Origin of the sequence: Streptomyces sp. NPDC059668 (assembly GCF_042734135.1) — a bacterium.
Classification (GTDB): Bacteria; Actinomycetota; Actinomycetes; order Streptomycetales; family Streptomycetaceae; genus Streptomyces.
Genome location: NZ_JBHWEL010000004.1, coordinates 115,962 through 140,476 on the forward strand (window position 1 = coordinate 115,962; position 24,515 = coordinate 140,476).

Consider the following 24,515-nt stretch of genomic DNA (forward strand, 5'->3'; position numbering starts at 1 on the left):
GGGGCTGCCGCGGCTCGCTCTGCGCGCGGGTGACCGGGGCGTGGGGCCGGGGCGGTCGCGCCCCCAGTGCTTCCCGCGCGCGGGTGGCCCGTCACAGTCGGACGATGACAAGGGCGATGTCGTCATGGGCGCCGCGGACCAGACCGAGATCCGCCAGCAGGGCGTCCGCCAGGTGCTCCGGGTTCAAGAGACTGTGGCGGCCGAGGGCCTCGATCAGCCTGGCCAGCCCCACGTCGATGTCCTCGTCGCGGCGCTCGATGAGCCCGTCGGTGTAGAGCACGAGAGTGTCCCCGGGACTGTACGGCTGCCCCGCCTGGGGGCGGGGAACGTGCTGGGGGCGGGCCCCCAGCGGCGGGTCGACGGCGTCGTCCAGCAGCATGCACGTGCCGTCCGGGTGCACCAGAACGGGGGGCGGGTGGCCCGCGTTGCTGTAGATGATCAGATGGCTCCGGGGATCCACCATCGCCTTGACGACGGTGGTGTTCAGAGCGCCCTCCAGCGAACGGGCGTACAGGCCGAGCACCTCGAGTGCCTGGGCGGGCCGCTCCAGTGCCCGGATCGCGGCGCTCAGGGCACTGCGCAGCATCCCCATGACGGCCGCCGCCTCCAGTCCGTGGCCGACGACATCGCCGACCGCCACCGCGAATCGGCCGTCCCCCAGATCGACCACGTCGTACCAGTCGCCGCACACGTTGAGCGAACCCGCGGCAGGCAGATAACGCACCGCGACGTCCTGATGCCGGGCGAGGTCCGGTGACTGGAGCATGGCCTCCTGAAGTGTGACGGCGACCTGCCGCTCACGGGTGTGGGCGTTCCGCAGCTCCTCGTTCAGCCGTTGGAGTTCACGCGCCCGGCCGTACAGTTCGGCTTCCAGGGCATCACGCTCCGTCAAGTGCTCCCCGGGCCGCTTCCCGGTGGCGCGCGCCTGGACGAACGCGGTCACGTCCTCCACCCGGTGGATGATCCATGTCACCCGGCCGTCCTGCCCGACGATCGGCGTGTTGATCGGGGACCACCACCGCTCCTCGAAGCTCCCGGGGTGGCCCATGACCGGGATGTCGTACCGCTGGAGCGCCATCGTGTCCGGCGCACGCGAGGCCAGCACCCGGTTCAGCGAGGCGTTCAGATTCTGCACGCCGTCGGCCTCGGGGTCGTTCGGGTTGTCCGGGAAGGCGTCGAAGATGCACTGCCCGAGCAGGTCCTGCCTGCTCCGGCCCGTCGCTTGCAGATAGGCCTGGTTGACCTCCACGATCACCAGGTCCCGGCCCAGCACCAGATACGGGCTCGGTGTGGCGGCGAACAGGGCCTCGTAATCCATCCCCGGCATGCTCACCGTCTCCCTGTCCTCGCCCCTGCTGCGCGACCTGCCCCTTCACGCTACGGTCCGCCCGGCCCGGGCGCCCCTCAGCCTCGGAGGGGCCGTGGCGGCCCGGTACCGGCACGGAACGGTCCACCGGGCCCGGCCGGCAATCTCGGGAGTCCACTATTTGCATCGATCCATTTGAATTTTGCACATACTCATGGACTTCCTGCGTCCGCACTTCTAGCCTTTCCGCGTCCGCGCACCCCCACGAATCCCGAAGGACGCATGACTGTGACTCCTTCCTCCAGACGCAGAACGCTGCGACGCGGCATATCCGCCTCGGTGTCGCTCGCCCTGGCCGCGGCCGGCGCGGTCGCCGCCGTGGCACTCTCCGCCCCCGCCGCCTCCGCGGCCGGGGTCCCCGCCCCCTCACCCGTCGGCATCTCCGGCCGCGGTGCCACCGTGCCGTTCAAGGAACAGGAGGCCGAATACGCCGCGACGAACGGCACACTGATCGGCCCGGACCGCCTCTACGGCCGGCTGCCCTCCGAGGCGTCCGGACGCCAGGCGGTGACGCTCGACGCGACCGGCGAGTACGTCGAGTTCACGCTGACCGCTCCCGCCGACGCCATGTCGTTCCGCTACTCACTGCCGGACAACGCCGCCGGCACCGGCCGCAGCGCCACGATGGACCTCAAGGTCGACGGCAGCCAGCTCAAGACCGTCCCGGTGACGTCCAAGTACGGTTGGTACTACGGCGGTTACCCCTTCAACAACAACCCCGGCGACACCAACCCGCACCACTTCTACGACGAGACCAGGACCATGTTCGGCTCCACGCTGCCGGCGGGCAGCAAGGTGCGGTTGCAGGTGTCGTCCACGAGCGACTCACCGACGTTCACCATCGACCTCGCCGACTTCGAGCAGGTGGGTGCGCCGATCGGAAAACCGTCAGGCGCCCTCGACGTCGTCAGTGACTTCGGCGCCGACCCCACCGGCGCGTCGGACTCGACCGCCAAGATCCAGGCCGCGGTCGACGCGGGCAAGGCGCAGGGCAGGACGGTCTACATCCCGCAGGGCACGTACGACGTGCGCGACCACATCGTCGTGGACCAGGTGACCCTGGCGGGCGCGGGTCCCTGGTACAGCGTCCTGACCGGCCGCGACCCGTCGAACAGGGCGAAGGCCGTCGGTGTCTACGGCAAGTACGCCAACCAGGGCGGCAGCAAGAACGTCACCCTCAAGGACTTCGCCATCATCGGTGACATCCGTGAGCGGGTGGACGACGACCAGGTCAACGCCATCGGCGGCGCGTTGTCGAACTCCACGGTCGACAACGTGTGGATGCAGCACACGAAGTGCGGCGCCTGGATGGACGGTCCGATGGACAACTTCACCATCAAGAACAGCCGCATCCTCGATCAGACCGCCGACGGCGTCAACTTCCACATGGGCGTCACCAACTCCACGGTCACCAACACCTTCGTGCGCAACTCCGGTGACGACGGACTGGCGATGTGGGCGGAGAGCGTGCCCAACGTCAAGAACAAGTTCACCTTCAACACCGTGGTCCTGCCGATCCTCGCCAACAACATCGTGACGTACGGCGGCAAGGACATCACGATCTCCGACAACGTCATGGCGGACACCCTCACCAACGGTGGCGGACTGCACATTGCCAACCGCTATCCGGGCGTCAACTCCGGCCAGGGCACCGCGGTCTCCGGAACCATCACGGCAGCGCGCAACACCCTGATCCGCACCGGGAACAACGACTACAACTGGCAGTTCGGCGTCGGCGCGGTCTGGTTCAGCGGGCTCAACGAACCGGTCGACGCGACCATCAACGTCACCGACAGCGAGATCCTGGACAGTTCCTACGCCGCGATCATGCTGATCGAAGGGGCGACACGAGGTCTCCACTTCGACCATGTACGGATCGACGGCGCCGGCACCTACGCCCTCCAGGTCCAGGCTCCCGGCACGGCGTCGTTCAGCAACGTCACCGCCACCAACATCGGCCAGTCCAACCCGATCCACAACTGCATCGGATCCGGCTTCGCGATCACTCGCGGCACCGGGAACAGCGGCTGGTACGCCGACCCTCCGGTCTGCACCGGCACCTGGCCCGATCCGAAGTGGACCAACGGGGGAGTACCGGGCGGAGGCACACCGCCGCCGACGGACCCGCCTACCGATCCACCGACCGAACCGCCGACGGACGACACCGTCAACCTCGCCAAGAACCGGCCCGTCACCGAATCCAGCCACACCGACGTCTACCGTGCCGCCAACGTCGTGGACGGCAACGCCGACACCTACTGGGAGAGCGCGAACAACTCCTTCCCCCAGTCGGTCACGGTCGACCTCGGCGCCTCGAAGGCGGTGAAGCGCGTCGTCCTCAAACTGCCCCCGGCGACCGCCTGGGCCACCCGCACCCAGACCCTGAGCATCCTGGGCAGCACCGACGACAACACCTACACCACGCTCAAGTCCTCGGCGGGCTACGCCTTCAATCCGGGGAGCGGGAACACCGCGACCGTCACCCTGCCCGGCTCCTCCACCCGCTACCTGAGGGTCACCATCACGGGTAACACCGGGTGGCCTGCCGCGCAGTTGTCGGAACTGGAGGCCTACACCGGGTAGCAGCCGCCCCCATGGACCTCAGGTCGTCGGAACGGCCCGAGGGCCTTCTGGTGGAGACCGCCGCTTCCCGGCAGGAAGCGGCGGTCTCGTCCCCCGGCCCGACGGGTCACCTCAATCGGCTCAATCGGCACGCCTGCGGGCCACGTACACGGTGTTGGCGGCCGTCCCGCCCTGGAGGGGATTGTCGAAATCAACCACGTGTGCGGCGGTCTCCACGAAGACCTCCGCGAGCACCGAGCCGAACTCGCTGTCCGGCGGGTCGTTCGACCACAGCGCGAACACGCCGCCGGGACACAGGAGTTCCGCGAGAGCGGTCAGCCCCTCCCGGCGGTAGAGCGCGGCGTGGCCGGGGTGCAGCACATGACGGGGCGAGTGGTCGACGTCCAGCAGGATCGCGTGGAAACGGCGCCCGGGCGTCTCCGGGTCCAGCCCGTGCGCGGCCTCGCCGACCGTGGCCGGCGCGCCCGGTTCCCGCGGTTCGTCCGCGGGTACCGGCCCACCCGCCGCGGCACTTCCCGCGGCCATCGCGAAGAAGTCGCCGCGCACCAGCCGGCACCGTGGGTCCGACACCAGTCCGGCGCCGAGCGGTACGAGGCCGCGCCGGTGCCAGTCGATCACCTCGGCCAGAGCGTCGACCACGATCAGCGAACCCACGCGCGGGTCGTCCAGCGCGGCCCTGGCCGTGTACCCGAGACCGAGGCCCCCCACGGCGACGTCGAGCGGACCCTCGGGCAGTTCCGCGAGCCCGAGCCGGGCCAGTTCGACCTCCCCCTCGGTGAAGAGGCTGGACATCAGGTACTCGTCGCCGAGCTTGACCTCGTACACGTCCTCGCCCGACACCGGGTGCCGGCGACGGCGCAGACTGATCTCGCCCATGGGCGTCGACCGCCAGTCGATCTCCTCGAAACGTGCGCTCATCCGGTGTTCTTCTCCGCTCCCTGGTCCGCTGCCGCGGGCGGATCGGGCCACGCCGCAGGTAGGTACCGTACTGGTCGCGGCCGGGTGGTCGCGTACCGCGAGGGCCGGTCGGGGCCGGGCCTCGTATGAGGCGCCCGAGAGGTGACCGGGTGAGCCCCCGGCCATACGTCCGCCCCAGGCAGGGGGCGCCTGCCGAGCAGTGCGCACGTCAGGTCGTCAGCTGATGTGGATTCCCCGGGACGGGCAAGGGCGAGAGGCGGGTGAAGTGCTCGGTGGAGATGAGCGTGCGGCGGGTGTCCTCGGGCAGGCGGGCGAGGATGCCGGGCAGGGAACGTTCGCGTACGGCTTCGCTCCGGTGTGCCTGGATCGCACGCCACTTCTGGTCGATCCAGGGCGTCACGTCGACGGCCGTGGTCACGTACTCGTCCGGGACGGAGAGCACGGTCTTGCCGACGCCGGTCAGCAGCGGCCCCAACTGACCGACACCCGAGTGAGGGTGGGTGGCCGCGTAGAGGGCGCGGATCCGCCAGGGATCACCGGCGTCCGGGTACAGGTGGGCGAGCCCGGCGGCCTCCACGGCGAGCAGGGTCACCCGGTGTGTGTGGAGGTGGTCCGGATGGCCGGTGAGCTGGCCGACGGAGTCATGGGTGACCACGATGTCGGGGCGGAACTCCCGTAGCAGCACGACCAACTGGGCGATGAGCTCGTCCAGAGGAGCGTCGCAGAAGCGAGGCTTGTCGGGTGCGGACGCGTCGTTGCGGGCGTCGCGGTGTCCGAGCATGTGTGGTCTGCCGGCCCCGAGGATCGCCAGTGCCTCGGCGAGTTCGGTCGCCCGGTGGCTGTCCGGAGCCCACGTGGCGGTGACGACCCCGGCGCGTGCACCCCCGGCGGCGTGCCGGGCGAGGACACCCCCGGCGAGGAGACTCTCGTCATCCGGGTGGGCGAACACGCCGAGCAGCGAGGGCGTCGGGACGTGTGCGGAGTTCCGCGAGTGCGTCCGCGTCGACGACATCAGTCCGAGGGAGGGAACTGTTGGCAGAGGCGTTCGCGTTGACGCGGGCCGAGGCCCTGGACCTTGCGTGTCTCGGCGATGCCGAGGTCCATGAGGAGTTCGCGGGCGCGTACCTTCCCGATGCCCGGAAGCGACTCGAGGAGGCGGCGGACGGACGTCTTCGCGACGACGTCGTCCTCACGCTCCAGGAGCGCGGGGAGCGAGACGCTGCCAGTCTTGAGTGCCTTCAGCAACGCGGCGCGTTCCCTTCGGGCCAGCAGGGCCTTGTCGAGTGCTTCGGCACGGGCCTCGGGGGTGAGTTGGGGCAGCGGCATGAGAATCCTTCCGTGGTGCGGTAGTCGGCCATCATGGCCCGTATGCCCTCGGTACCACCAGCGGGCACCTGCGCCGGGCGGAGGAGTTGTCCGGGCCGGAGACGCGTGGGGTGCGGTGCTCGGTGCACTGCTCCCGCGGACGGAGAGAAGTCGTACGTCTGGCCGAGCTCTTCTGTGCTTTCCGCAGTGCGTCTTGGTCCCCGGGCACGTCCGGACGGCGCTCGGGAACCCTCGGTGAGTCATGGGGCGTAATTCGCGCGCCCCGCGGACACCCGCACCCTACGATCACCGGAACGAATGCCGGGGAGGGTACGGGGGATGCGCGACGACAGGGGGGCCGGGACAACGGCAGCGGTGCGGCTCGCGGCAGGCGCGACGCTTCGGAGCACGCTCGATGTCACCGACCCCGGCGACTGGCTCGCACTGGACGCGGAAGCGCGTGAAGTGGCCTGGCACCGCCCGCAGTTCCCACCGGTGCGGGAGCGATGGGCCCACCTGCCCGTCGACCTGACTCAGGTTGACGAGTCCGGGCTCGCACTTGCCCTCTGCCACCGCGACGGGTGGATCCGGCAGGAGGCGGTGCGTTGCTCGCCCCGATACCCCGGTCTGCTGCCGTTGATCGTGATCCGATGCGCCGACTGGGTCGGCCCGGTGCGCGAGAGCGCTCGGCGGCTGCTGCGCGAGGCCCTGGACGCGGATGCCGCCGTCGACCTCGCGCCGCTGGTCCTGCGCGTCGGCCGCCGCGACAGAGGCGCCTTCGGCGTCGAGGTGCTCGAGGAGGTCCTGCGCCGGACATCCCTCGGGAGACTTACAGCCCTCTTCGCCGCCCCCGACCGCAGCGTACGACGGTTCGCCTACCGGCTGGCCGTCGACAACCGGCTGCTCCGCCCCGCCGAGCTGGCCCGCGCTGCCGCCCAGGACGAGGACATCGTGGTCCAGGACCTGTGTGCCACAGCGGCGCTCACCGCTCTGAGCGACGAGGAGACCTACGACGATGTGCTGCCGTCGCTTCTCACCGCGCGCAATCCGCGTACCCGTTCGGCCGGCGTCACCGCGCTGCGGCGGGCGAGGCGCTCGGAGCAGGCGGAGACGTACCTCGGCGACAGGTCCGCGCTGGTGCGTGCCTGCGCGCGGTATGTCGTACGACAGCGCGGAGATGATCCGGCGGCCTGGTACCGCGAGCGGTGCGCGGCAGCGGACGACCCCGAGTTGCCACCCGGCGCGGTCATCGGGCTGGCCGAGTGCGGGGACCGTGCGGACGCCGGGCTCCTGTGGGCGTTGCTCCCGCACCCGGCGGCCGGGGTGCGGGCGCGGGCGGTGGCCGGGCTCCGGACACTGGACTGCGCGGACGCGGAGCGGTTGCGGCCACTCCTCGACGATCCTGCTGCCGGTGTCGTACGTGAGACGACCGTCGCCCTGCTGCCGTCGGCACGTGAACTGCCCGCCGACTGGCTGCTCGAACGGACAGGCCCCGAGCGGCAGCGGCACGTCCGGCTCGCCGCGTTCCGGCTGCTCGACGCGCTCGGCGGCGTCGTGGCGCTACGAGCGGCGGTCGGGCTCCTGGAGGACCCGGATGTGAAACTGCGCTCCTGGGCGGAGCAATGTGTACAGCGCTGGCATCCGTCGGCGGAGCTGCGGCACCGCGACGCGGAGGTGGGGGAGCTGCTCGACCGGAGCCGGCACCTCTTCAGTGACCACGTGCTGCGGCGGCGCAAGTGGGAGGCGGGAGTGGACGGTTGAGTGACGGGCGGCCGGGTCCCATGGCTGGGCTCCGGCCGGCGAGCGCGACACGGTCCGGACGAAGCCACCTGAGGTCCGAACGGGTGGCACCGCGTGGACGCGCCGCGACCGGTGGCCGTGGCGGATCGATTCGCCACGGGGCGGTGCTCCTAGGGTCGGGCCCGCAGCACCCTTTGATCATCTTCGGAAGGGAACCACTCGCCATGAAGCTCCGCAACACCGTCGCCGCCGCCCTCGGCTCCCTCGCCCTCGTCCTCGCGTTGCCGGGCTCCGCGCCGGCGGCCGAAGGCGACTTCACCTACAAGTACGTCACCGGCCTCGGGCACGAGGAGCGCGTGACCCTGCACGACCCGCACAGCGGCAAGTGCATCAACCTCTACGCGGTCGGCGACGACGACGTACCCGCGGGCTACGGCCCGCACAACCGGACGGACACGCCGGTGACCCTCTACCGCGGTGCGAGCTGCACGGGCGCCCAGTGGCGGCTCCGCGCGCACGGGAACCCGGCCACCGACCAGCTCGAAGTGCGCTCGGTGCGCTTCGACGCCCCGATGAGCTAGCTCGGAGCGTGTCTCGGTAACGGGCGACCGGCCGGGCGGTCGTGATCGGCGGGACACCGGTCGCGGCCGCCCAGCCACCCCCTGTGGGGCCGATGAGCGGGCCGGTCGGGCCGGGAATTCGGTGACTGGCGCCTGCTCGGGGTGGTTGCCGGTGTTCTGTCGATGGATCAGAGCGAGGTCGGTCAGGGGCAGGTCAGGGCGAACGGTCGGTCACCGGTTCAGCGTGATGTCTCCGGAGCGGGCCTGGACCGCGTCCAGGGCGGAGAGCGTTGCCGCGTCGAGCGTGACCGCTCCGGCCCTCACGTTCGCCTCCAGGTGTTCGGGGTCGGCCGTGCCGGGAATCAGCAGCACGTTCGGCGCGTGGTGCAGCAGCCAGGCCAGTCCGACCTGCGCGGGCGTGGCGTCCAGCGCACGCGCGGCGGCGATGACGGCCGGTTCGTCGGCCACCTTCGGCATCCCGTCGAAGGCGCTCCCGAGCGGGAAGTAGGGAACCCAGGCGATGCCCTCGTCCAGGCACAGCCGGAGCATCTCCTCGTCGTCGCGGGCCAGCAGGCTGTACGCGTTCTGCACACACGCGATGCCCGCGGGCAGTGCGGTGCGCAGCACGTCGAGGGAGACACTGCTGAGCCCGATCGCGCCGATCTTGCCTTCGTCCCGCAGCGCGGTCATCACGGCGAGCTGGTCGTCGAGGGGCACCAGCTGATCCCCCGTGGCGCGCAGGCCGGGACCCACGTCCGTACGGCGCAGGTTGACCAGGGGAATCCGTTCCAGTCCAAGGGTGGCCAGGTTGTCCTCGACACTGGCGCGCAGCTGTTCGGGGCGCTGTGCGAGGCGGAGCGGGAGCGGACCCCCGGAATCGGGTTCGGCGCCGACCTTGCTGACCACCATGACGTCGTCCTCGGGGCGGACGGCTTCGCGGATCACTTCGTTGACGAAGCCGTGGCCGTAGAACTGGGCGGTGTCGATGTGGTCCGTGCCCAGCTCGACACAACGGCGCAGCAGCGCGATCGCCGCCCCGCGGTCGGCCCGCAGACGTTCCAGCTGCATCGCGCCGAAGCCGATGCGCGACACGGTGCGGTCCGCGAGCCGGCCGGGGCCACCAGCGCGCGGCGCGCCGGACGCGGTGACCTGAGGAAGTCGGGCGGGGGCGGCCATGGGCGTTCTCCTTCGGTGGGACCATAGACGAAGCGGAGTAACTCCGTTTCGTTCACCGTAGCACTAACCGGAGGTCCTCCGTTTTGTCTGAGAGCGAGTCCACGCCCACCGACCGCGGCGCGGCGGCCCGGGAGCGGCCGGCGCGCGCCGACGCACGGCGGAACCGCGACAGGCTCCTCGCCACCGCCCGGGACGCCTTCGCGGCGACGACGGACGCCGTGCCGCTGGACGCGATCGCCCGAACGGCCGGCGTCGGGATCGGCACGTTGTACCGGCACTTCCCCACTCGTGAGGCACTCGTGGAGGCCGTCTACGCCGCGGAGCTCGACGAGGTCGTGTCCAGTGCGACGCTGCTTCTCGACGAGTTCGAACCCGCAGTGGCACTGCGTGCCTGGATGACCCGTTACGCGGCGTTCTTCAAGATCAAACGTGGCATGTCCGACACGCTGCGCGCGGGTTGGGCGTCGGGCAGTATCGCCACGCCCGCGACGCGTGAACGCGTGACAGCCGTCATCGCCGAGATGCTGCGCAGGGGGGCGGAGGCAGGTTCGCTGCGCTCGGACGTCGATCCCGAGGACGTCACGATGATGCTCCTCGGCGTGTTCCTCTCGACCGCGGCGATCGACGCGCCGGACAAGGCAGAACCCCTCCTCGACCTGATCGTCGACGCACTGCGCTCCGGCCCGCGCGCCGAAGGTCCGGTGACGAGGATCGGCGGCATCTGAAGCACGGCGCGCACCCGCGTGTCGTCGGCCGCTCGGACCTCAGCCTCCGTGGCGACGTCGTCTGTGCTCGTCGCAGACGCGGGACGCTTTGCGCGCGGCGGTGGGCCGAGGCCGAGGATGAGCTCGACGTCCCTGTCCACGGAGTCTGACCTCAGCGCCTGCTGTTGCCGGGACGGAATGCGGGTGTCCGCGCTCCGGCCGCGAACGGCGCCGCGGCGGTGCCGTCTCCCGTCCCGGTCTCCCGGTGCGGGACGTGGCACCGCCGCCATGGCGGGGACGGGTCCGTCACTTGATGCCCGTCGTGGCGATTCCCTGGACGATCTGCCGCTGGAAGACCAGGAAGACCGCGATGAGCGGGATGAAGCCGAGGACCGAGGAGGCCATGACCTCGGCGTACTGGGGGCTGCTGGGGTCCACCAGTGAGGCGAGGCCCACCGGGATGGTCTGGGACTTGGTCTGGCTGAGCACCAGGAGCGGCCACAGGAACGAGTTCCACGAACCGATGAAGGTGAGAATCGCGACCGTGGACACCGCCGGGCGGCAGATCGGCATACAGACGGTGGCGTAGACCCGCCACCAGCTCGCGCCGTCGATGCGGGCCGCCTCGATCAGCGCCGTGGGGATGCCGCGGAAGAAGGAGTGGAAGACGAAGACCGAGATCGGCGCCGCGACCGACGGCAGGACCAGCGCCCAGAACGTGCCGAGCAGGTGGAACGACCGGTACTCGATGAACTGGGGCAGCACCAGCGCCTCGGTCGGCAGCATCAGGCCGGCCGTGACGACGGCCATGACCAGGCCGCGGCCGCGGAAGCGCAGGAAGGCCAGCGCGAATCCGGCCATCGAGCAGAAGGCCACCGTGAAGATCACGGCGAGCACCGAGATCACCAGGCTGTTGAGGTACCAGGTGCCGATCGGATGGTTGTCCCAGGCGGTCGAGTACGCGTCCAGCGACCAGCCGCCGTCGAAGATCGACGTGGGGCTCTGGGTGATGGACGCGTCGTCGCGCAGCGAGGTGATCAGTGCCCAGACGAAGGGCACCAGCCAGATCAGGGCGAACAGGGTCAGGCATACGGCGCAGAGCCGGTTGAAGAGCTTGGCGCCGTTGACCGTGCCCTTCGGTTCGGCGGGCTGCGGCTGGGTGATGGTGGTCATGGGTCCTCCGCTCAGGCCGCGCTGCTGGTCGCGCGACGGCGCCGCAGCCCGTACCAGGCCGCCGAGATCGCGACGATGATGACGAAATACACCATGGTGGCGGCAGCGCCGTAGCCACCCCGGTAGGCGGTGAAGCCGGTGTCGTAGATGTACTCGATGACCGGTCGGGTGGATTGGTTGGGTCCGCCGCCGAGCAGCTGGTAGATCTGGTCGAACACCTTCAGCGAGGCGAGGATCTGAAGGATCAGCACCAGGCTGGTGGTCCGGCCGAGCAGCGGCACCGTGATGTGACGGATCTGCTGCCAGGGGCTCGCGCCGTCGATCGCCGCAGCCTCGTACACCTCCGCGGGGACGTCCTGGATCGCGGCGGTGTAGAGGACGAAGTTGAAGCCGAACGTCCACCACACGGTCATCAGCACGACGGCGGTCCAGCCGCCCGAAGTGCTGCCGATGAAGTCCGGCACGGGCAGTCCGACCGCGTCGAAGACCTTCGGTATCAGGCCGATCTGCGGGGTGTACATCCACAGGAAGACCAGGGTGACCACGGAGGACGGCACGACGTACGGCACGAAGAAGGCGATGCGGTAGAAGAGCCGGCCGCGGCGTATGCGCGAGGCCAGGATGGCGACGCCCAGCGCGAGGATCACCAGCGGGGGAGTGGTCAGCAGGGTGAAGAGCACCGAGTGCCACATGCTCTCCCAGAAGAGGGAGTCCGCGAGGACTTCGCGGTAGTTCGACAGGCCGACGAAGTCCCCGAGGCCGCTCTTGACGGTGGTGGTGTTGAAGAAGCTCAGCACCACGCCGACGAGCAGCGGGCCGACCAGGAAGAGCAGATAGATCACGAGGAAGGGGGCGGCCAGCAGCCTGCCCGCCCGGCGTTCGGAACGGTTGGGCCGGTCGGCGGCGAGGCTCGCGGGGGATGCGGCGGGTGCCGGTCGCGTCGAGACGACGGTAGTCATGGTGACTGCCTCCTACTTCATCGTGACCGGCGGTCGGGACGTGGTGTACCGCTTCAGGGCGGAGCGCATCGCGGCCGCCATGCCCTTGGGCGTGATCCGCCCGGTGAGCGCCTCGATGACGGTGCCGCCGATCACGCCCTGGAAGTCCGAGCCGGCGCCGGTGTACCAGGCCACCGGGTCGTACTGGGCGTCGAACGCGGCCTGCACGTAGTTGCGTTGCGGCGACTGGTCGAGGAACGCCTTGCCGCGCTGCGTCGGCAGCCAGGCCGGGATGTGGCCGCCCTCGGCCCACACCGCGCTGCTGTCGAGCAGGCTCTTGACGAACGTCGACGCGTCGCGGGTGCGGGTCTCGTCGCCGCGGTCGTTGCGCGGCAGGATCAGCGCGTGCGAGTCGGCGTACGCCACCGGCTTCGAGCCGAGCAGGGCCGGGAACGGCACCACGTTGAACTTCAGGTCCTTGACCGCCCGGTACGACGGGATCTGCCACTCGCCGTCGAAGAGGAAGCCGGACTTGCCCGTGCTGAAGAGGGCGTTGGCGCCCGCGCCGGTGAGGTTCTTCGGCATCAGGTCCGGACCGGTCAGGCTCTGCATGAAGGCGACCGTCTCCTGCATCGCCTCGTCGTCGACGGCGATCTTCGTCCCGGAGTCGGTGACGATCGGGCCGGCGAGCCCGGAGTAGACCATGCTGAAGAAGCGCCAGGCCGTGGACGGGTCGGCGGTGATCGACATGACCGCGCCGAACCGGGCGCCGCCCGCGTCCTTCATCGCCTTCACCGCGTCGACGAAGTCCTCCTTGCCCTTGAGGGGCACGAGACCGTCGCCGGCGGAGTTCAGCAGGCCCGCTCTGCGGGCGATGTCCACGTTGTAGTAGAGGACGAAGGGATGCGTGTCCAGCGGGACCGCGTACACCGTGCCGTCCACGGTGGCCTTCTTCCAGGCCGCGGGGGTGAACTTGTCCTGGGTGACACCCAGTTCCCCGAGGGGTGTCCGCTCGATCGGCTCCAGCAGCCCGGAGGCGGCCAGCAGCGGAAGCCGCGAGAGGTGGGTGATGCCGACGTCCGGCGGTGTGCCGCTCGCGGTGGCCAGTGCCAGCTTCGTGTAGTACGGATTGCCCCAGCCCAGGATGGTCGCCTCGACCGTCCTTCCCGGGTTGGCCTTCCGGAACGCCTTCTCCATCAGCACCATGTTGGCGCCGTCACCACCGGTGAAGAGGTTCCAGAAGATGACATCCGCCGTGTTCGGCTGCGAGCCCGTCAGGCCGGACGCGAGCGGGGAGGAGCACGCCGCGAGCCCTCCGGTCAGGGCAAGGCCACCGCTGAGGGCAAGGAACCGTCGGCGAGCCATCGCTCCGCTCATAGGGGTATTCACCTCGTTAATTCGATGTGAACTCGATGGCGCAGACCCTCGCACACGTTTTGCAACGATGCAATAGATCGATGGGATGCAGTCCGCAGGGCCGCTGCCGCACTCCCGCCACCCGCCTTCCGCGACGCCGCCAGGTCCGGTTCCAGGACGCTCCGAGACAGGTTCCGCACCGGCGCGGGGAGCGGTTCCGGGGTGGCGCACGCGTCTCGCCGCGCCGGTCAGGGCTCGGAACACACTGCCTCACACCCCCGCAAATCGGGCACCCTCGGGGCGCGCGTGCACCGCGCCCGACGCGCCGCACCCACCCTGCACCCGACGGGCTGTAGTCCACCGCGACAGGGGTCACACAGCGACAGGCGTCACATCGCGCACGGGCGCAGGGTCACTCCCGCGCCGGCTCGCGGCGCGAGGACTCCCGGACGACCAGCCGGTACGGCGTGGTCTCCTGGGGAGCAGCCACGACCGCTCCCACCTGCGCGTCCGCACCCGACGCGGTCTCCTCGGACCCTCCTGAGAGCTGCATCTGCTCGTGCAGCAGGGTCAGCGAACGCTCGGCGATGGCGTCGAGGTCGGGGGCGATGGAGGTGAGCGGCGGGTGGGTGTAGGCCGACTCCTGGATGGCGTCGATACCGACGACGGCGACGTCCTCGGGCACCCGCACCCCGGAGGCGTCCAGGGCCCGCAGCGCCCCGACGGCGAGCGCGTCGTTGTAGGCGAAGATGGCGTCGGGGAGCGGGCCGTCGCCCTCCAGCAGCTCCCGCACGGCCGTGTAGCCCTGGTCCCTGGTCCAGTCCTCGACCGGTACGACCAGCCAGTTCACCCGCCGCACCCGGGCCGCCGACATCGCCTGTTCGTACCCCTCGGTGCGCTGGCGGCCGTTCTCGCTGCCGTTGCGGCCGAGCGCGACGATCCAGCGGCAGCCCTGCTCCAGGAGGTGCTCGACCGCGGTGCGGGCCGCGCCCACGTTGTCGATGCCGACCCGCGGGAACTGGTCGCCGACACTGTGCTCACCCAGCATGACCAGCGGAAAGTCCGGCCTCTTGGCGGTGATGTCGCTCGCCGGCAGGGTCAGGGCGCTCAGCAGCACCCCGTCGGCGACGTTGGTCAGACCGCCCTCGAGGATCCGCCGCTCCACCTCGCTGTCGCCCGCGGTCGACTCCACGAGCACCGTGATGTCGCGCCGGCCCGCGGCCCGGATGACGGCCTGGGCCAGCTCGGCGAAGTAGGGCTCGGCGACGAACGGCACCGCGAGGGCGATGAAGCCCGTGCGGCCCGAACGCAGGCCACGGGCCAGATAGTCCATGCGGTAGCCCAGCTCGTCGAGCGAGCGCTGCACCTTGGCGCGGGTGTCGGGGCTCACATGCGAGAAGCCGTTGACCACGTTCGACACCGTCCGCACCGACACCCCGGCGTGCTCGGCCACGTCCCGCATCCGCACTCTGGCCACTGGGGCCTCCTTCCCGTCGTGTCGGCACTCAGAGCCTGCCGGGTGGCCTCGATCGGGCGCCCGACAGGTTCTCAGAGTCTGCCGCACCGGGGAGCCCCGATCCGCCGCCGCGTCCCATCGGGTCTTGCATCGATGCAAACGATCACTCATGATGACAGGGCTTCGATCGTAGAAACGCCTATGCCGGGAATTCCGGAAAAGGCAGGAGGAGGATCCGTGAGGGCGAGCGAGCAGGACGGGACGTATCCGAGGCCGCTCCTGCGGCGGGAGGGGTGGCACAGCCTCGACGGCGTCTGGGAGTTCGGTTACGACGACGCCGGCGCCGGCGAGCGCGACGCGTGGTTCTCCGAGCAGGCGACGGAGGCGCCGGGCGCGTTCGACCGGGAGATCACCGTCCCGTTCCCGCCGGAGGCCCCCGCCTCCGGCATCGGCGAGACCGCCGCGCACCCGGTGGTCTGGTACCGCCGCCGCATACCCCACGAGGTCCTCGCCGTCAGCGGCGGCGAGAGGGCCCTGGTGCACTTCGGCGCCGTCGACCACCGCGCCAAGGTCTGGCTGGACGGCCGGCTGGTGGCCGAGCACGTGGGCGGCCAGACGCCGTTCACCGCCGACGTGACCGACGCGCTGCGCCCCGGCGCCGCCGAGCACGTGCTCGTCGTCCGCGCCGAGGACGACCCGGCCGACCTGGCGCAGCCGCGCGGCAAGCAGGACTGGCAGGACCGGCCGCACGCGGTCTGGTACGAGCGGACCACCGGTATCTGGCAGACCGTGTGGACCGAGACCGTCGCCGGCCCGCACATCACCGATCTGGCCTGGATCCCCGACCCGGCGCGCGGCGTCGAGGCCGAGATCACCCTCGCCTCGGTGCCGGCCGCCCCGGTGAGCGTGGAGATCGTACTGAGCCACGACGGCGAGGTGCTCGCCGAGTCCACCTCCGCGGTACGCACCCCGCGCAGCCGTGTCGACCTCGTCGTCCCCGCCCTGCGCAACGGCATCGACCGCGAGGACCTGCTGTGGAGCCCCGAGCGCCCCACGCTGATCGACGCGCGGGTGACCGTCCGCGACGCCGCCACCTCCGAGGTGCTCGACACCGTCGACAGCTACGTCGGCCTGCGCGGCGCCGCCGTCGGCCGAGGCGCCTTCCTGCTCAACGACCGCCCCTACTACGTGCGTTCGGTGCTCAACCAGGGCTACCGTCCCGACACCCTGATCGCGAACTCCGGCACCGCCGAACTGCGCCGCGAGGTCGAGCTGATCAAGGCGATGGGCTTCAACGCGGTCCGCATCCACCAGAAGGCCGAGGACCCGCGCTTCCTGTACTGGGCCGACCGGCTCGGCCTGCTGGTGTGGGGCGAGACCGGGGCCGCGTACGAGTACGGCACCGAGGCCGTGGAACTGCTCACCCGTGAGTGGCTGGACATGGTGCGGCGCGACCGCAGCCACCCCTCGATCGTCACCTGGGTGCCGGTCAACGAGAGCTGGGGCTGCTCCGACATCGCGAACGACCCGGCGCAGCGGGCCTACACGGTCGCGCTCGCGAACCTCACCCGTGCCCTGGACCCGACCCGCCCGGTCATGTCCAACGAGGGCTGGGAGCACACCGACAGCGACATCATGGGGGTGCACGACTACTCCTCCGACCCCGAGTTGCTCACCCGCCGTTACGGCGACGCCGCCGGGTTCGAGGCGCTGCTCGCCTCACCGGGCCCGGCCGGGCGGACGCTCTCGCTCGACGCGCGGCAGACGGAGCGCTACCGCGCCGGTGAAGCCCCGCTGATGGTCACCGAGTTCGGCGGCCTGTCCGTGGGCGCCGAGGAGGACGAGTTCTCCTACACGCGGACCAGTTCCGACACCCAGTACGCCGCCCTGCTCGGCGACATCTTCGGGGTGCTGCACACGAGCCCGATCGTCGCGGGCTTCTGCTACACGCAGTTCATGGACACCGCCCAGGAGACCAACGGCCTTCTCTACACGGACGGTTCGCCGAAGCTGCCGCTGGAGACGATCCGTCGCATCGTCACTGGCACCGAGCCCGCCCCCGAGGAGAAGCCCGAGGCCCCGGTCCTGGCCGAATAGGACCGTTCAGCGAGCGACATCCGTCGCGGATGTGAGGGGCCTGCCTCGATCCCGGCCGCCGGAGCCGCCGCGGCCGGGAAACAAGCACCCACGCGACATGAGGAAGCAGGGGGTTGCGTATCCGGTGCGACCTCGCCTGTCCGGGCGGCGGCTCCGCCCCGGCGCCCAGGAGCCCGGAAGCATCCTGGACGCCGGCCGGTCGATCGGGTGACGCGGTGGCCGCACGCACCAGTGCCGTGCCGCCCGAGTCGGCCGCCGCCCGGCGGCGTGTGCGCCGCATGGCCGGTCTGGTGGCCACACCCGATCATGAGCCGTAATACGGCAGGTGTGCGTACTGTCCGGCCGTGCGTTCAGTCGGCGATCCGCTCCGGATCGAGCATCACGGGCAGTTCGACGAGTCCGCGGAACGCCGGGAAGGGCACGGTCAGCCAGCGCACCTCGTGCGGGGGCACGGCCAGCGTGATCTCGGGGTACCGGCGGAACAGCGTGGTGAGCGCGATGTGCATCTCCAGGCGGGCCAGCGGCGCCCCGACGCAGTAGTGGGGGCCGTGGCCGAAGGCCATGTGGGGCTGGTCCCCGGTGCGCGTGACGTCCAGCCGGTCGGGTTCGGCGAACGCCTGCGGGTCGCGGTTCGCGGAGGTGATGGCGATCTGGACCAGGGCGCCCTTGGGGATCACCACACCGCGCATCGGGATGTCCTCGGTGGCGTGGCGGAACGTGCCGGTCTCCACCGACCCCTCGAACCGCAGCAGTTCCTCGACGGCCTGCTTCAGGGACTCGGGGCTCGCGAGGGCCGCGCGGCGCTGGTCAGGCTTCGAGAGCAGGTGGTACACGGCGTTGCCGATGAGGTACGCGCTGGTCTTGTGACCCGCGAAGAACAGGACCCACGCCGTCGAGACCAGCTCGTGGTCCGTCAGAGCGCCGTCCTGGTCCTGGGCCGCGATGAGCGCGCTCATCAGGTCGTCGCCGGGAGTTCTGCGCTTGCGCGCCACGAGGTCGACCAAGAAGTCGCGCAGTTTCCCCTCGGCCTCCTCCAGAGCCTTCTTGGCCTCCGGGCCGAATCCGGTCTTCGCCACGGTCACCGCCCACTGGTGGGCGCGGTCGCGCTCGTCCTCCGGCACGCCGAGGAGTTCGCAGATGACCTGGAGCGGCAGCGGGAACGCGAAGGTGCGGAGCAGGTCGATGGACGCGTCGGTCGGACAGCGCTCCAGCAGTTCCTCGGTGACCTGCTGGATGCGCGGGCGCAGCAACTCCACGCGACGCGGGGTGAAGGCGCTCTGCACGATCCGCCGGAGCCGGGTGTGCTTGGGCGGGTCGGAGAACAGCATGTTGTCGTCGAGCGCGATGGAGGAGTCGCCGAAGATGCGGTGGTACGCGTCGAGGGCGCCGTACATGTCCTTGCTCAGCCGGGGGTCGGCCAACGCGGCGCGCGCGTCGTCGTAACGGGTGATCAGATAGGTCTCCACGCCGTGCGGCGGCTGCAGCGGGCACACCGGGGCGGACTTCCTCAACTCCGCGTACACGGGGTGCGGATTGGCGCGGAACTCGGGGGTGCACCGGGAGGCGGCGGCCGCCGGGTCCGCGGATCCGGCTTCGGTGTGCAGGGGTGTTTGCGTCATGGCCTCGACGGTTCCCGGCGGGCGGCCGCCAGCAAACGTCCTTAGCCCATCCGGGGCGACGTCGGGACGCGGGCGTCGCGATCGGAGCAACAGGAGATGCGGGGCCCGTGAAGCGCGCGAAGAGTTGATGCCGAATGGAAGGGCCCCGAGTCGCCGTTTCCCCTGGTTGGGACGTTCGGCTTCGGACGACCGACGTTGACGACAGACGATAGGGGATCAGTCGATGAGCAGACGAGCCGTGGAATCCGTGCCGGTCCTGGTGGCAGGTGGCTCCCTGGTGGGCCTGTCCACGTCAGTCTTTCTCGGTCGCCTCGGCGTCGAGCACCTTCTCGTCGAGCGTCACGCTGCGACGTCCACCCACCCCCGCGGCCGGGGGAACAACCTGCGCACCATGGAGCTGTTCCGGACCGCGGGCGTCGAGCAGGACATCCGCGCCGCGGCGGGCGCCCTGGCCGGCAACGACGGCGTCCTCCAGGTGAGCACGCTCTCCGGCGGCGGCGAGGGCCGGTGGATCGTCAAGGCCATCGACACGGGTCCCGCCCTGTCGCAGATCACCTCGTCCGGCTGGTGCCTGTGCAGTCAGAACGACCTCGAGCCCGTTCTCCTGCGCTACGCCCGCTCCCTCGGGGGCGACATCCGCTTCGGCACCGAGCTGGTCTCCTTCACCCAGGACGCCGAAGGGGTGCACGCGGAGGTACGGGACCGTGCAAGCGGCGAGACGCGCATCGTGCACGCCCGTTATCTCGTGGCCGCGGACGGGCCCCGCAGCCCGGTGCGCGAGCGGCTGGGCATCACCCAGTCGGGGCCCGGCGCGCTGTTCCACAACGTGAGCATCACGTTCCGCAGCAAAAAGCTGCAGGACGTCGTCGGCGGCAGGCGCTTCGTCGTCTGCTACCTCACCGATCCCGCCGGAGAGGGTGCCCTGCTGCCGGTGGACAACCGCGAGCAGTGGGTCTTCCACGCCCCCTGGGCCCCGGACCGGGGTGAGACGCTGGACGACTTCACCGACGCGCGCATCGTCGCGCACATCCGCGCCGCGGCGGGCGTGCCCGACCTCGACGTCGAGGTCACCGGCAAGGCCCCCTGGCACGCCGCGGACCGTGTGGCCGACAGCTATGGCGAGGGCCGGGTCTTCCTGGCCGGTGACTCGGCGCACGAGATGCCCCCCACCGGGGCTTTCGGCTCCAACACCGGTATCCAGGACGCCCACAACCTCGCCTGGAAGATCGCGGCCGCCCTGCGCGGCTGGGCCGGGCCGGGGCTGCTCGACACGTATCAGACGGAACGCCGGCCGGTCGCGCTCGCGACGACCGCCCGCGCGCTGTTCCAGGCGAACGAGGAACAGCACCCGGGTTACACCCCGGAGAAGAAGCGCAAGGACGGTCCGGCCGACGCGCTGACGGTGGCCCTGTGCTACCGCTACCCGTCCGGCGCGGTCGTCGGCGCCGACCCGGACGCCGCGATCGTGCCCGATGGGTTCCAGGTGGGCGGCGCCCCCGGGGGCCGCGCTCCCCACATGTGGGTGACCACCCGGGACGGCCGCCCGATCTCCACCCTGGACCTCTACGAACGGTCCTTCGTTGTCCTCACCGGCCCCGGGGGCGAGGCCTGGCGCACCGCGGCCCGCGGTGTCACCGCACGCCTGGGCATCCCGCTGGAATGCTACGTCGTCGGCGCGGACCACGACCTGGTCCCCGAGGACGGGGTCGACTGGGCGGCGCTGCACGGCACGGCGGAGTCCGGTGCCGTCCTGGTCCGCCCCGACGGCTTCGTGGCATGGCGGTCGCCCGAACTCGTACCGGACCCGGAACGGGCTCTCACGGACACGCTGATGACGGTGCTTCGCCGCGAGACGCCGGCGGACACCGTGACCGAAGCCGCGGCGGACCAGCTGCTGGCGACCGCGTCCGACGGGCGCGTCTGACCGCCTCCACTCCCACGCCACCTCTGACCGAAGAAAGAGCCCATGATGATATCGACCCACTCCTCGGCGTCCGCCCAGGCCGACGACGACGCCCGCACCTCCCGCGTGGACGTCCACCACCACTTCACCGCGCCCGACTGGCTCGACTGGGCCGAGGAACAGGGCCTGGTCAGACGCGACCGGCTGCCCTGGTGGACCCGCTGGGACCTCGACTCCGCGCTCGCCCTGATGGACCGTACGGGGATCCGCACCACCGTCATGACCGTGGCCATGCTCGGCCGCATCCAGGAGCGCGGCAAGCGGGAGGAGAGCGCACGGGTCGCGCTCCAGGCGGCGGCGAAGATCGCCGCGGACCACCCCTCCCGGTTCGCCTTCTTCACCCCGGTCTTCCTCGACGACCTCGACCTGTCGAGCTGGTCGCTGAAGTACGGCCTCGACGACCTCGGCGCCGTCGGAGTGAGCACCCGCACCAGCGCGGACGGTGTCTATCTCGGCGCCCCCGCCCACGACCGTCTCCTCGCCGAGCTGAACGAACGCTCCGCGGTCATCAGCACGCACCCGATGGACGTACCCGGTGGCAACGCCGACGGTGTGGGTGTCCCGGGCCTGCCGCCGTTCATGTGCGACTTCCTCATGGACACGACGCGCGCGGCGATCAACCTCATCCTCAACGGCACCCTGGACCGCTACCCCGACCTCACCTTCGTCCTCCCGCACGGCGGCGGTTTCCTCCCCTACCTGGCGACCCGCCTGGAACTCTTCAGCGGCCACCTCACCCCCGAGATCGAACCGTCCCGGGTACGCGACTACCTGCACCGCTTCTACTACGACACGGCGGGCCCCATGTCCCCGTCCTGGACCCCCACGCTCATGGCCACGGTCGACCCCGCCCGGATCCTCTACGGCACCGACTGGCCGCCCACCTCCGCGGACATCGTCTCCGACGTCGCGACACCGGCCCTGGACGGTGACCCGGCCTTCGCCGGCCACCAGCTCCGCGGCATCAACCGGGACAACGCGCTACGCCTGATGCCGGCGCTCACGTGGGCTTGAGCCGATCCGGCTCGAACCAGCGTCACAGCGGGCGCGGTCCTCTCGCCCACGCCGGTGAACGCCTCGCCCCTGTCCGCGGTGACCCGCGGCCAGGGCCCGCGGGGGCGCCGGGCCGGCGCCTCATGCCGCACGAGGGCCGGCCTGCCCGCAACTCGCAGGAAGACCTGGAGGTCTCCTGCCATCCGGCCCGACCGAACCGACTGAGGTATCCCTACGGTGGTGGCATGGCGGTGAGCATCAGCAACAGGCCAGGGCATGGCCTCCGCAGCAGGTCCTTCGACGTGGCAGGGGCGTTGGGACTGTTCGTGCTGTCGGTCGTGGCCGCCTCCATCATTCCGCGCGAGCACCGCTTCGACCTGAGATGGCCCGCCGTCCTGCTCGCGGCCGTGGGCTGCTTCGCGCTGCCGTGGCGCCGCAGATACCCCTTTGGCGTGGCCGCTCTGGCGGTCGGCTGCGGGGCGGCGTTCCAAGTGCTCGGGTTCCGCGAGAGCCCGCTGGTGACAAGCCCGGTCATCGTGTCGGTCTACTCGGTGGCCGCGCTGACCGACCGACGTACCGCCTGGGGCGTCGCGGCGGCCTCGGCCGCCGTACTGGTCGGGGCGGAGGTGGTGTACGAACCGGGTTCCTGGCTGCAACCGGGCAACGTTGCGATGCTGGCATGGACGGCACTGCCGGCGGCGGTCGGGGACGGGGTGCGCTCACGCCGTGCCCATGTCGCGGCCGTGGAGGAACGCGCCGAGCACGCGGAGCGGACCCGTGAACAGGAGGCACGGCAGCGAGTGGCGGCCGAGCGTGTCCGGATCGCCCGTGAGCTGCACGACATCGTCGCCCACAACATCGCCCTGATCAACGCTCAGGCCGGGGTCGCGGTCCATGTGGGCAAGGACCGGCCCGATCAGATACTTGCCGCGCTCACGGACATCCAGGTGGCGAGCCGGTCCGCGCTGGACGAGCTGCGCGCGACGGTGAGCCTGCTACGTCAGTGCGACGACGCCGACGCACCGCGGGACCCGCTTCCGGGGCTGGCACAGCTGCCGGCTCTCCTGGCCTCGTTCGAACGTGTCGGCCTCTACGTCCTGTGCACCCGGAACGGATCCGCCCATCCGCTGACGCCCGCCGTCGATCTGGCCGCCTACCGGATCGTCCAGGAGGCTCTGACCAATGTGCGCAAGCACGGCAGCGCGGACAAGGCCCGGCTGCACCTGGGCTTCGGACGGCACTGCCTGACGATCACTGTCGAGGACGACGGCTGCGCGATCCCGCACGGGCCGCAGCAGGGAACCGGCCATGGCCTGATCGGCATGCGGGAGCGAACGGCCAGCGTGGGCGGGAACCTCACCGCGCAGCCGCGGCCCGGGGGCGGATTCACCGTGATCGCCGAACTTCCCCTGCGTTCCGCTCCGGTGGAGGGCGGTGCGACGGCGGACGCACTACCGGAGCGCAACTGACGCGGCTTCACCCCTACCGGCATCGGTGGGCTCAGCGGGCCGCCCACGGCTGTACCGCGGTCGTCACGGGCGCTCCCGTACGCGCCGACTCCTCGACGGCCAACGCCAGCAGATGGTCCTGGCAGCCCTCGGCCAGTGGATACGGTTCCGGGCCGGCGTCCCGGACCCACGCCCCCGTACGGCACAGCAGGTCCACCACGGCGAGGTCGTCCTCGGACAGGCTCGCGCCCAGATAGTCGTTGCGCCACACCACCCGTCCGTCGAAGGAGATGTGGTGCACCTCCGCCCCTTCGAGATTGAGATCCGTCCCGGTTCGGCGACGCATCAGCGGGGACTCCACGGGCGTGCGCGGATCGGCCATCCGCACCACCGTGTCGTCCACCATCTCGCCGAGTGAGCCGCGTACCACGATCCGGCGGGCGCGCAGCGGATTCCACCACTGGTTGTCCGTGAAGTCGTACAGGCCCGTGCGGGCCCCGCCGAAGTCCAGGAGAGCGAGGGTGTTGACGGCGTCCTTGGGCGTGAGATCGTCCGACCAGCCGGCGGGTGACAGCGGATCGGCGAGCGGGGCGGTGAAGGCGCGGGCGGTCACGGTGGCGGGTCCGTGGGCGACACCCAGCGTGTGCCGGATCAGCGACATCGCGTGATACATGTGCGTCGAGGACACGTGGACGGACGTGACCCTGCCGATCACGCCCTCGCGCACGAGGGCCAGGCGAGCGGCGTGGCCGGGCATCAGGGGGTACTGTTCCGCGACCTGGACGAGTCCGCCGCCTCCGGCGCGTTGCGCGCCTCCCACGGCATCCCACAACTCCCGAAGGCCATGTACATCGGGCGCCGGGGGCGTCTCGGCGAGGACCGGCACCTCATGCTCGACCAGTTCCCGTACGACCTGCGGCGTGATCTCCCACGGCACCGACGGGATCACGAACTCCGGTTCGGCGGCGCGCAGTTCGCCGACCGTCTGGAAGGCGGGCACACCCCACTCCGCCTTCAGCCGGGTGTCGCGCGCGGCCGCTCGCGTGACCACGCCGGCCCCCACCAGCCCCGCGGGCCGGCGCCACCCCCGCCGGGGGCAGTAATCGGCCCCCCCCCCACA

General features: G+C 70.8%; 19 protein-coding genes. 8 read left to right on the plus strand and 11 right to left on the minus strand.

Going from position 1 to position 24,515, the window contains the following annotated elements:
- Nucleotides 1-91: 91 nt before the first annotated feature.
- On the minus strand, nucleotides 92-1,327 hold the full coding sequence (locus ACFV2J_RS05265; RefSeq protein WP_385437401.1) for a PP2C family protein-serine/threonine phosphatase: 1,236 nt from the start codon (nucleotides 1,325-1,327) through the stop codon (nucleotides 92-94).
- A 261-nt stretch (nucleotides 1,328-1,588) separates the two neighbouring features.
- On the opposite strand from ACFV2J_RS05265, the gene ACFV2J_RS05270 reads away from it, so the two are divergent.
- Nucleotides 1,589-3,949, plus strand: coding sequence for a discoidin domain-containing protein (locus tag ACFV2J_RS05270; protein ID WP_385091798.1), 2,361 nt, complete (start codon nucleotides 1,589-1,591; stop codon nucleotides 3,947-3,949).
- A 120-nt stretch (nucleotides 3,950-4,069) separates the two neighbouring features.
- Here the strand turns inward: ACFV2J_RS05270 and ACFV2J_RS05275 are convergent, their stop codons facing one another.
- The 3 genes from ACFV2J_RS05275 to mihF form a co-directional block, all read right to left on the minus strand.
- Nucleotides 4,070-4,867: a spermidine synthase gene (locus tag ACFV2J_RS05275; protein WP_385091795.1), complete on the minus strand. Its 798-nt coding sequence runs from the start codon at nucleotides 4,865-4,867 to the stop codon at nucleotides 4,070-4,072.
- 208 nt (nucleotides 4,868-5,075) lie between these two features.
- Nucleotides 5,076-5,879 (minus strand): PIG-L deacetylase family protein, encoded by an 804-nt coding sequence (locus ACFV2J_RS05280; protein WP_385091793.1) that lies wholly within the window; start codon nucleotides 5,877-5,879, stop codon nucleotides 5,076-5,078.
- Nucleotides 5,879-6,193: an integration host factor, actinobacterial type gene (gene mihF, locus ACFV2J_RS05285; protein WP_385091790.1), complete on the minus strand. Its 315-nt coding sequence runs from the start codon at nucleotides 6,191-6,193 to the stop codon at nucleotides 5,879-5,881. The genes ACFV2J_RS05280 and mihF overlap by 1 nt, the downstream gene beginning before the upstream one ends.
- 318 nt (nucleotides 6,194-6,511) lie before the next feature.
- Between mihF and ACFV2J_RS05290 the strand changes: the two genes are divergently transcribed.
- Both ACFV2J_RS05290 and ACFV2J_RS05295 read left to right on the plus strand, forming a co-directional pair.
- Nucleotides 6,512-7,933, plus strand: coding sequence for a hypothetical protein (locus tag ACFV2J_RS05290; protein WP_385091788.1), 1,422 nt, complete (start codon nucleotides 6,512-6,514; stop codon nucleotides 7,931-7,933).
- Between the two features lie 203 nt (nucleotides 7,934-8,136).
- Nucleotides 8,137-8,493 carry a hypothetical protein gene (locus ACFV2J_RS05295; protein ID WP_385091785.1) on the plus strand — a complete coding sequence of 119 codons (357 nt, stop codon included), beginning with the start codon at nucleotides 8,137-8,139 and terminating at the stop codon, nucleotides 8,491-8,493.
- A gap of 210 nt (nucleotides 8,494-8,703) precedes the next feature.
- Here ACFV2J_RS05295 and ACFV2J_RS05300 read toward each other — a convergent pair whose 3' ends face one another.
- A complete protein-coding gene (locus ACFV2J_RS05300) occupies nucleotides 8,704-9,648 on the minus strand; it encodes an aldo/keto reductase (protein ID WP_385091782.1) in 945 nt (314 codons plus the stop codon).
- An 83-nt stretch (nucleotides 9,649-9,731) separates the two neighbouring features.
- Between ACFV2J_RS05300 and ACFV2J_RS05305 the strand changes: the two genes are divergently transcribed.
- The gene (locus tag ACFV2J_RS05305) at nucleotides 9,732-10,373 is read left to right on the plus strand and encodes a TetR/AcrR family transcriptional regulator (RefSeq protein WP_385091780.1); all 642 of its coding nucleotides are present in this window, start codon (nucleotides 9,732-9,734) and stop codon (nucleotides 10,371-10,373) included.
- A 285-nt stretch (nucleotides 10,374-10,658) separates the two neighbouring features.
- Here ACFV2J_RS05305 and ACFV2J_RS05310 read toward each other — a convergent pair whose 3' ends face one another.
- From ACFV2J_RS05310 to ACFV2J_RS05325, 4 genes are all read right to left on the minus strand, one after another.
- Nucleotides 10,659-11,525: a carbohydrate ABC transporter permease gene (locus ACFV2J_RS05310; RefSeq protein WP_385092535.1), complete on the minus strand. Its 867-nt coding sequence runs from the start codon at nucleotides 11,523-11,525 to the stop codon at nucleotides 10,659-10,661.
- A gap of 11 nt (nucleotides 11,526-11,536) precedes the next feature.
- Entirely contained in the window at nucleotides 11,537-12,484 is a 948-nt protein-coding gene (locus tag ACFV2J_RS05315) for a carbohydrate ABC transporter permease (RefSeq protein WP_385092538.1), read from the minus strand.
- A 12-nt stretch (nucleotides 12,485-12,496) separates the two neighbouring features.
- Nucleotides 12,497-13,828: an extracellular solute-binding protein gene (locus ACFV2J_RS05320; protein ID WP_385092541.1), complete on the minus strand. Its 1,332-nt coding sequence runs from the start codon at nucleotides 13,826-13,828 to the stop codon at nucleotides 12,497-12,499.
- Nucleotides 13,829-14,231: 403 nt separating this feature from the next.
- Nucleotides 14,232-15,296 carry a LacI family DNA-binding transcriptional regulator gene (locus tag ACFV2J_RS05325; RefSeq protein ID WP_385092543.1) on the minus strand — a complete coding sequence of 355 codons (1,065 nt, stop codon included), beginning with the start codon at nucleotides 15,294-15,296 and terminating at the stop codon, nucleotides 14,232-14,234.
- Between the two features lie 216 nt (nucleotides 15,297-15,512).
- Here ACFV2J_RS05325 and ACFV2J_RS05330 point away from each other — a divergent pair, with 216 nt between their 5' ends.
- Entirely contained in the window at nucleotides 15,513-17,372 is a 1,860-nt protein-coding gene (locus ACFV2J_RS05330; protein ID WP_385437407.1) for a glycoside hydrolase family 2 protein, read from the plus strand.
- A 350-nt stretch (nucleotides 17,373-17,722) separates the two neighbouring features.
- Here ACFV2J_RS05330 and ACFV2J_RS05335 read toward each other — a convergent pair whose 3' ends face one another.
- The gene (locus ACFV2J_RS05335) at nucleotides 17,723-18,991 is read right to left on the minus strand and encodes a cytochrome P450 (protein WP_385092548.1); all 1,269 of its coding nucleotides are present in this window, start codon (nucleotides 18,989-18,991) and stop codon (nucleotides 17,723-17,725) included.
- A 223-nt stretch (nucleotides 18,992-19,214) separates the two neighbouring features.
- On the opposite strand from ACFV2J_RS05335, the gene ACFV2J_RS05340 reads away from it, so the two are divergent.
- The 3 genes from ACFV2J_RS05340 to ACFV2J_RS05350 all read left to right on the plus strand — a co-directional run bounded on the left by ACFV2J_RS05340 (nucleotide 19,215) and on the right by ACFV2J_RS05350 (nucleotide 23,416).
- Entirely contained in the window at nucleotides 19,215-20,915 is a 1,701-nt protein-coding gene (locus ACFV2J_RS05340) for an FAD-dependent oxidoreductase (RefSeq protein WP_385437410.1), read from the plus strand.
- 45 nt (nucleotides 20,916-20,960) lie between these two features.
- Nucleotides 20,961-21,968 (plus strand): amidohydrolase family protein, encoded by a 1,008-nt coding sequence (locus ACFV2J_RS05345; protein WP_385083087.1) that lies wholly within the window; start codon nucleotides 20,961-20,963, stop codon nucleotides 21,966-21,968.
- A 224-nt stretch (nucleotides 21,969-22,192) separates the two neighbouring features.
- On the plus strand, nucleotides 22,193-23,416 hold the full coding sequence (locus ACFV2J_RS05350; RefSeq protein ID WP_385083083.1) for a sensor histidine kinase: 1,224 nt from the start codon (nucleotides 22,193-22,195) through the stop codon (nucleotides 23,414-23,416).
- A gap of 31 nt (nucleotides 23,417-23,447) precedes the next feature.
- On the opposite strand, the gene ACFV2J_RS05355 is transcribed toward ACFV2J_RS05350, so the two are convergent.
- Entirely contained in the window at nucleotides 23,448-24,446 is a 999-nt protein-coding gene (locus tag ACFV2J_RS05355) for a gfo/Idh/MocA family oxidoreductase (protein WP_385437413.1), read from the minus strand.
- Nucleotides 24,447-24,515 lie beyond the last annotated feature (69 nt).

What these genes read in the sequence shown, in the direction of transcription:
- ACFV2J_RS05265 (WP_385437401.1), bottom strand. Translation starts at nt 1,327, where the DNA reads ATGCCGGGGATGGATTACGAGGCCCTGTTCGCCGCCACACCGAGCCCG.
- ACFV2J_RS05270 (WP_385091798.1), top strand. Translation starts at nt 1,589, where the DNA reads ATGACTGTGACTCCTTCCTCCAGACGCAGAACGCTGCGACGCGGCATA.
- ACFV2J_RS05275 (WP_385091795.1), bottom strand. Translation starts at nt 4,867, where the DNA reads ATGAGCGCACGTTTCGAGGAGATCGACTGGCGGTCGACGCCCATGGGC.
- ACFV2J_RS05280 (WP_385091793.1), bottom strand. Translation starts at nt 5,879, where the DNA reads ATGTCGTCGACGCGGACGCACTCGCGGAACTCCGCACACGTCCCGACG.
- mihF (WP_385091790.1), bottom strand. Translation starts at nt 6,193, where the DNA reads ATGCCGCTGCCCCAACTCACCCCCGAGGCCCGTGCCGAAGCACTCGAC.
- ACFV2J_RS05290 (WP_385091788.1), top strand. Translation starts at nt 6,512, where the DNA reads ATGCGCGACGACAGGGGGGCCGGGACAACGGCAGCGGTGCGGCTCGCG.
- ACFV2J_RS05295 (WP_385091785.1), top strand. Translation starts at nt 8,137, where the DNA reads ATGAAGCTCCGCAACACCGTCGCCGCCGCCCTCGGCTCCCTCGCCCTC.
- ACFV2J_RS05300 (WP_385091782.1), bottom strand. Translation starts at nt 9,648, where the DNA reads ATGGCCGCCCCCGCCCGACTTCCTCAGGTCACCGCGTCCGGCGCGCCG.
- ACFV2J_RS05310 (WP_385092535.1), bottom strand. Translation starts at nt 11,525, where the DNA reads ATGACCACCATCACCCAGCCGCAGCCCGCCGAACCGAAGGGCACGGTC.
- ACFV2J_RS05315 (WP_385092538.1), bottom strand. Translation starts at nt 12,484, where the DNA reads ATGACTACCGTCGTCTCGACGCGACCGGCACCCGCCGCATCCCCCGCG.
- ACFV2J_RS05320 (WP_385092541.1), bottom strand. Translation starts at nt 13,828, where the DNA reads ATGGCTCGCCGACGGTTCCTTGCCCTCAGCGGTGGCCTTGCCCTGACC.
- ACFV2J_RS05335 (WP_385092548.1), bottom strand. Translation starts at nt 18,991, where the DNA reads ATGACGCAAACACCCCTGCACACCGAAGCCGGATCCGCGGACCCGGCG.
- ACFV2J_RS05340 (WP_385437410.1), top strand. Translation starts at nt 19,215, where the DNA reads ATGAGCAGACGAGCCGTGGAATCCGTGCCGGTCCTGGTGGCAGGTGGC.
- ACFV2J_RS05345 (WP_385083087.1), top strand. Translation starts at nt 20,961, where the DNA reads ATGATATCGACCCACTCCTCGGCGTCCGCCCAGGCCGACGACGACGCC.
- ACFV2J_RS05350 (WP_385083083.1), top strand. Translation starts at nt 22,193, where the DNA reads ATGGCGGTGAGCATCAGCAACAGGCCAGGGCATGGCCTCCGCAGCAGG.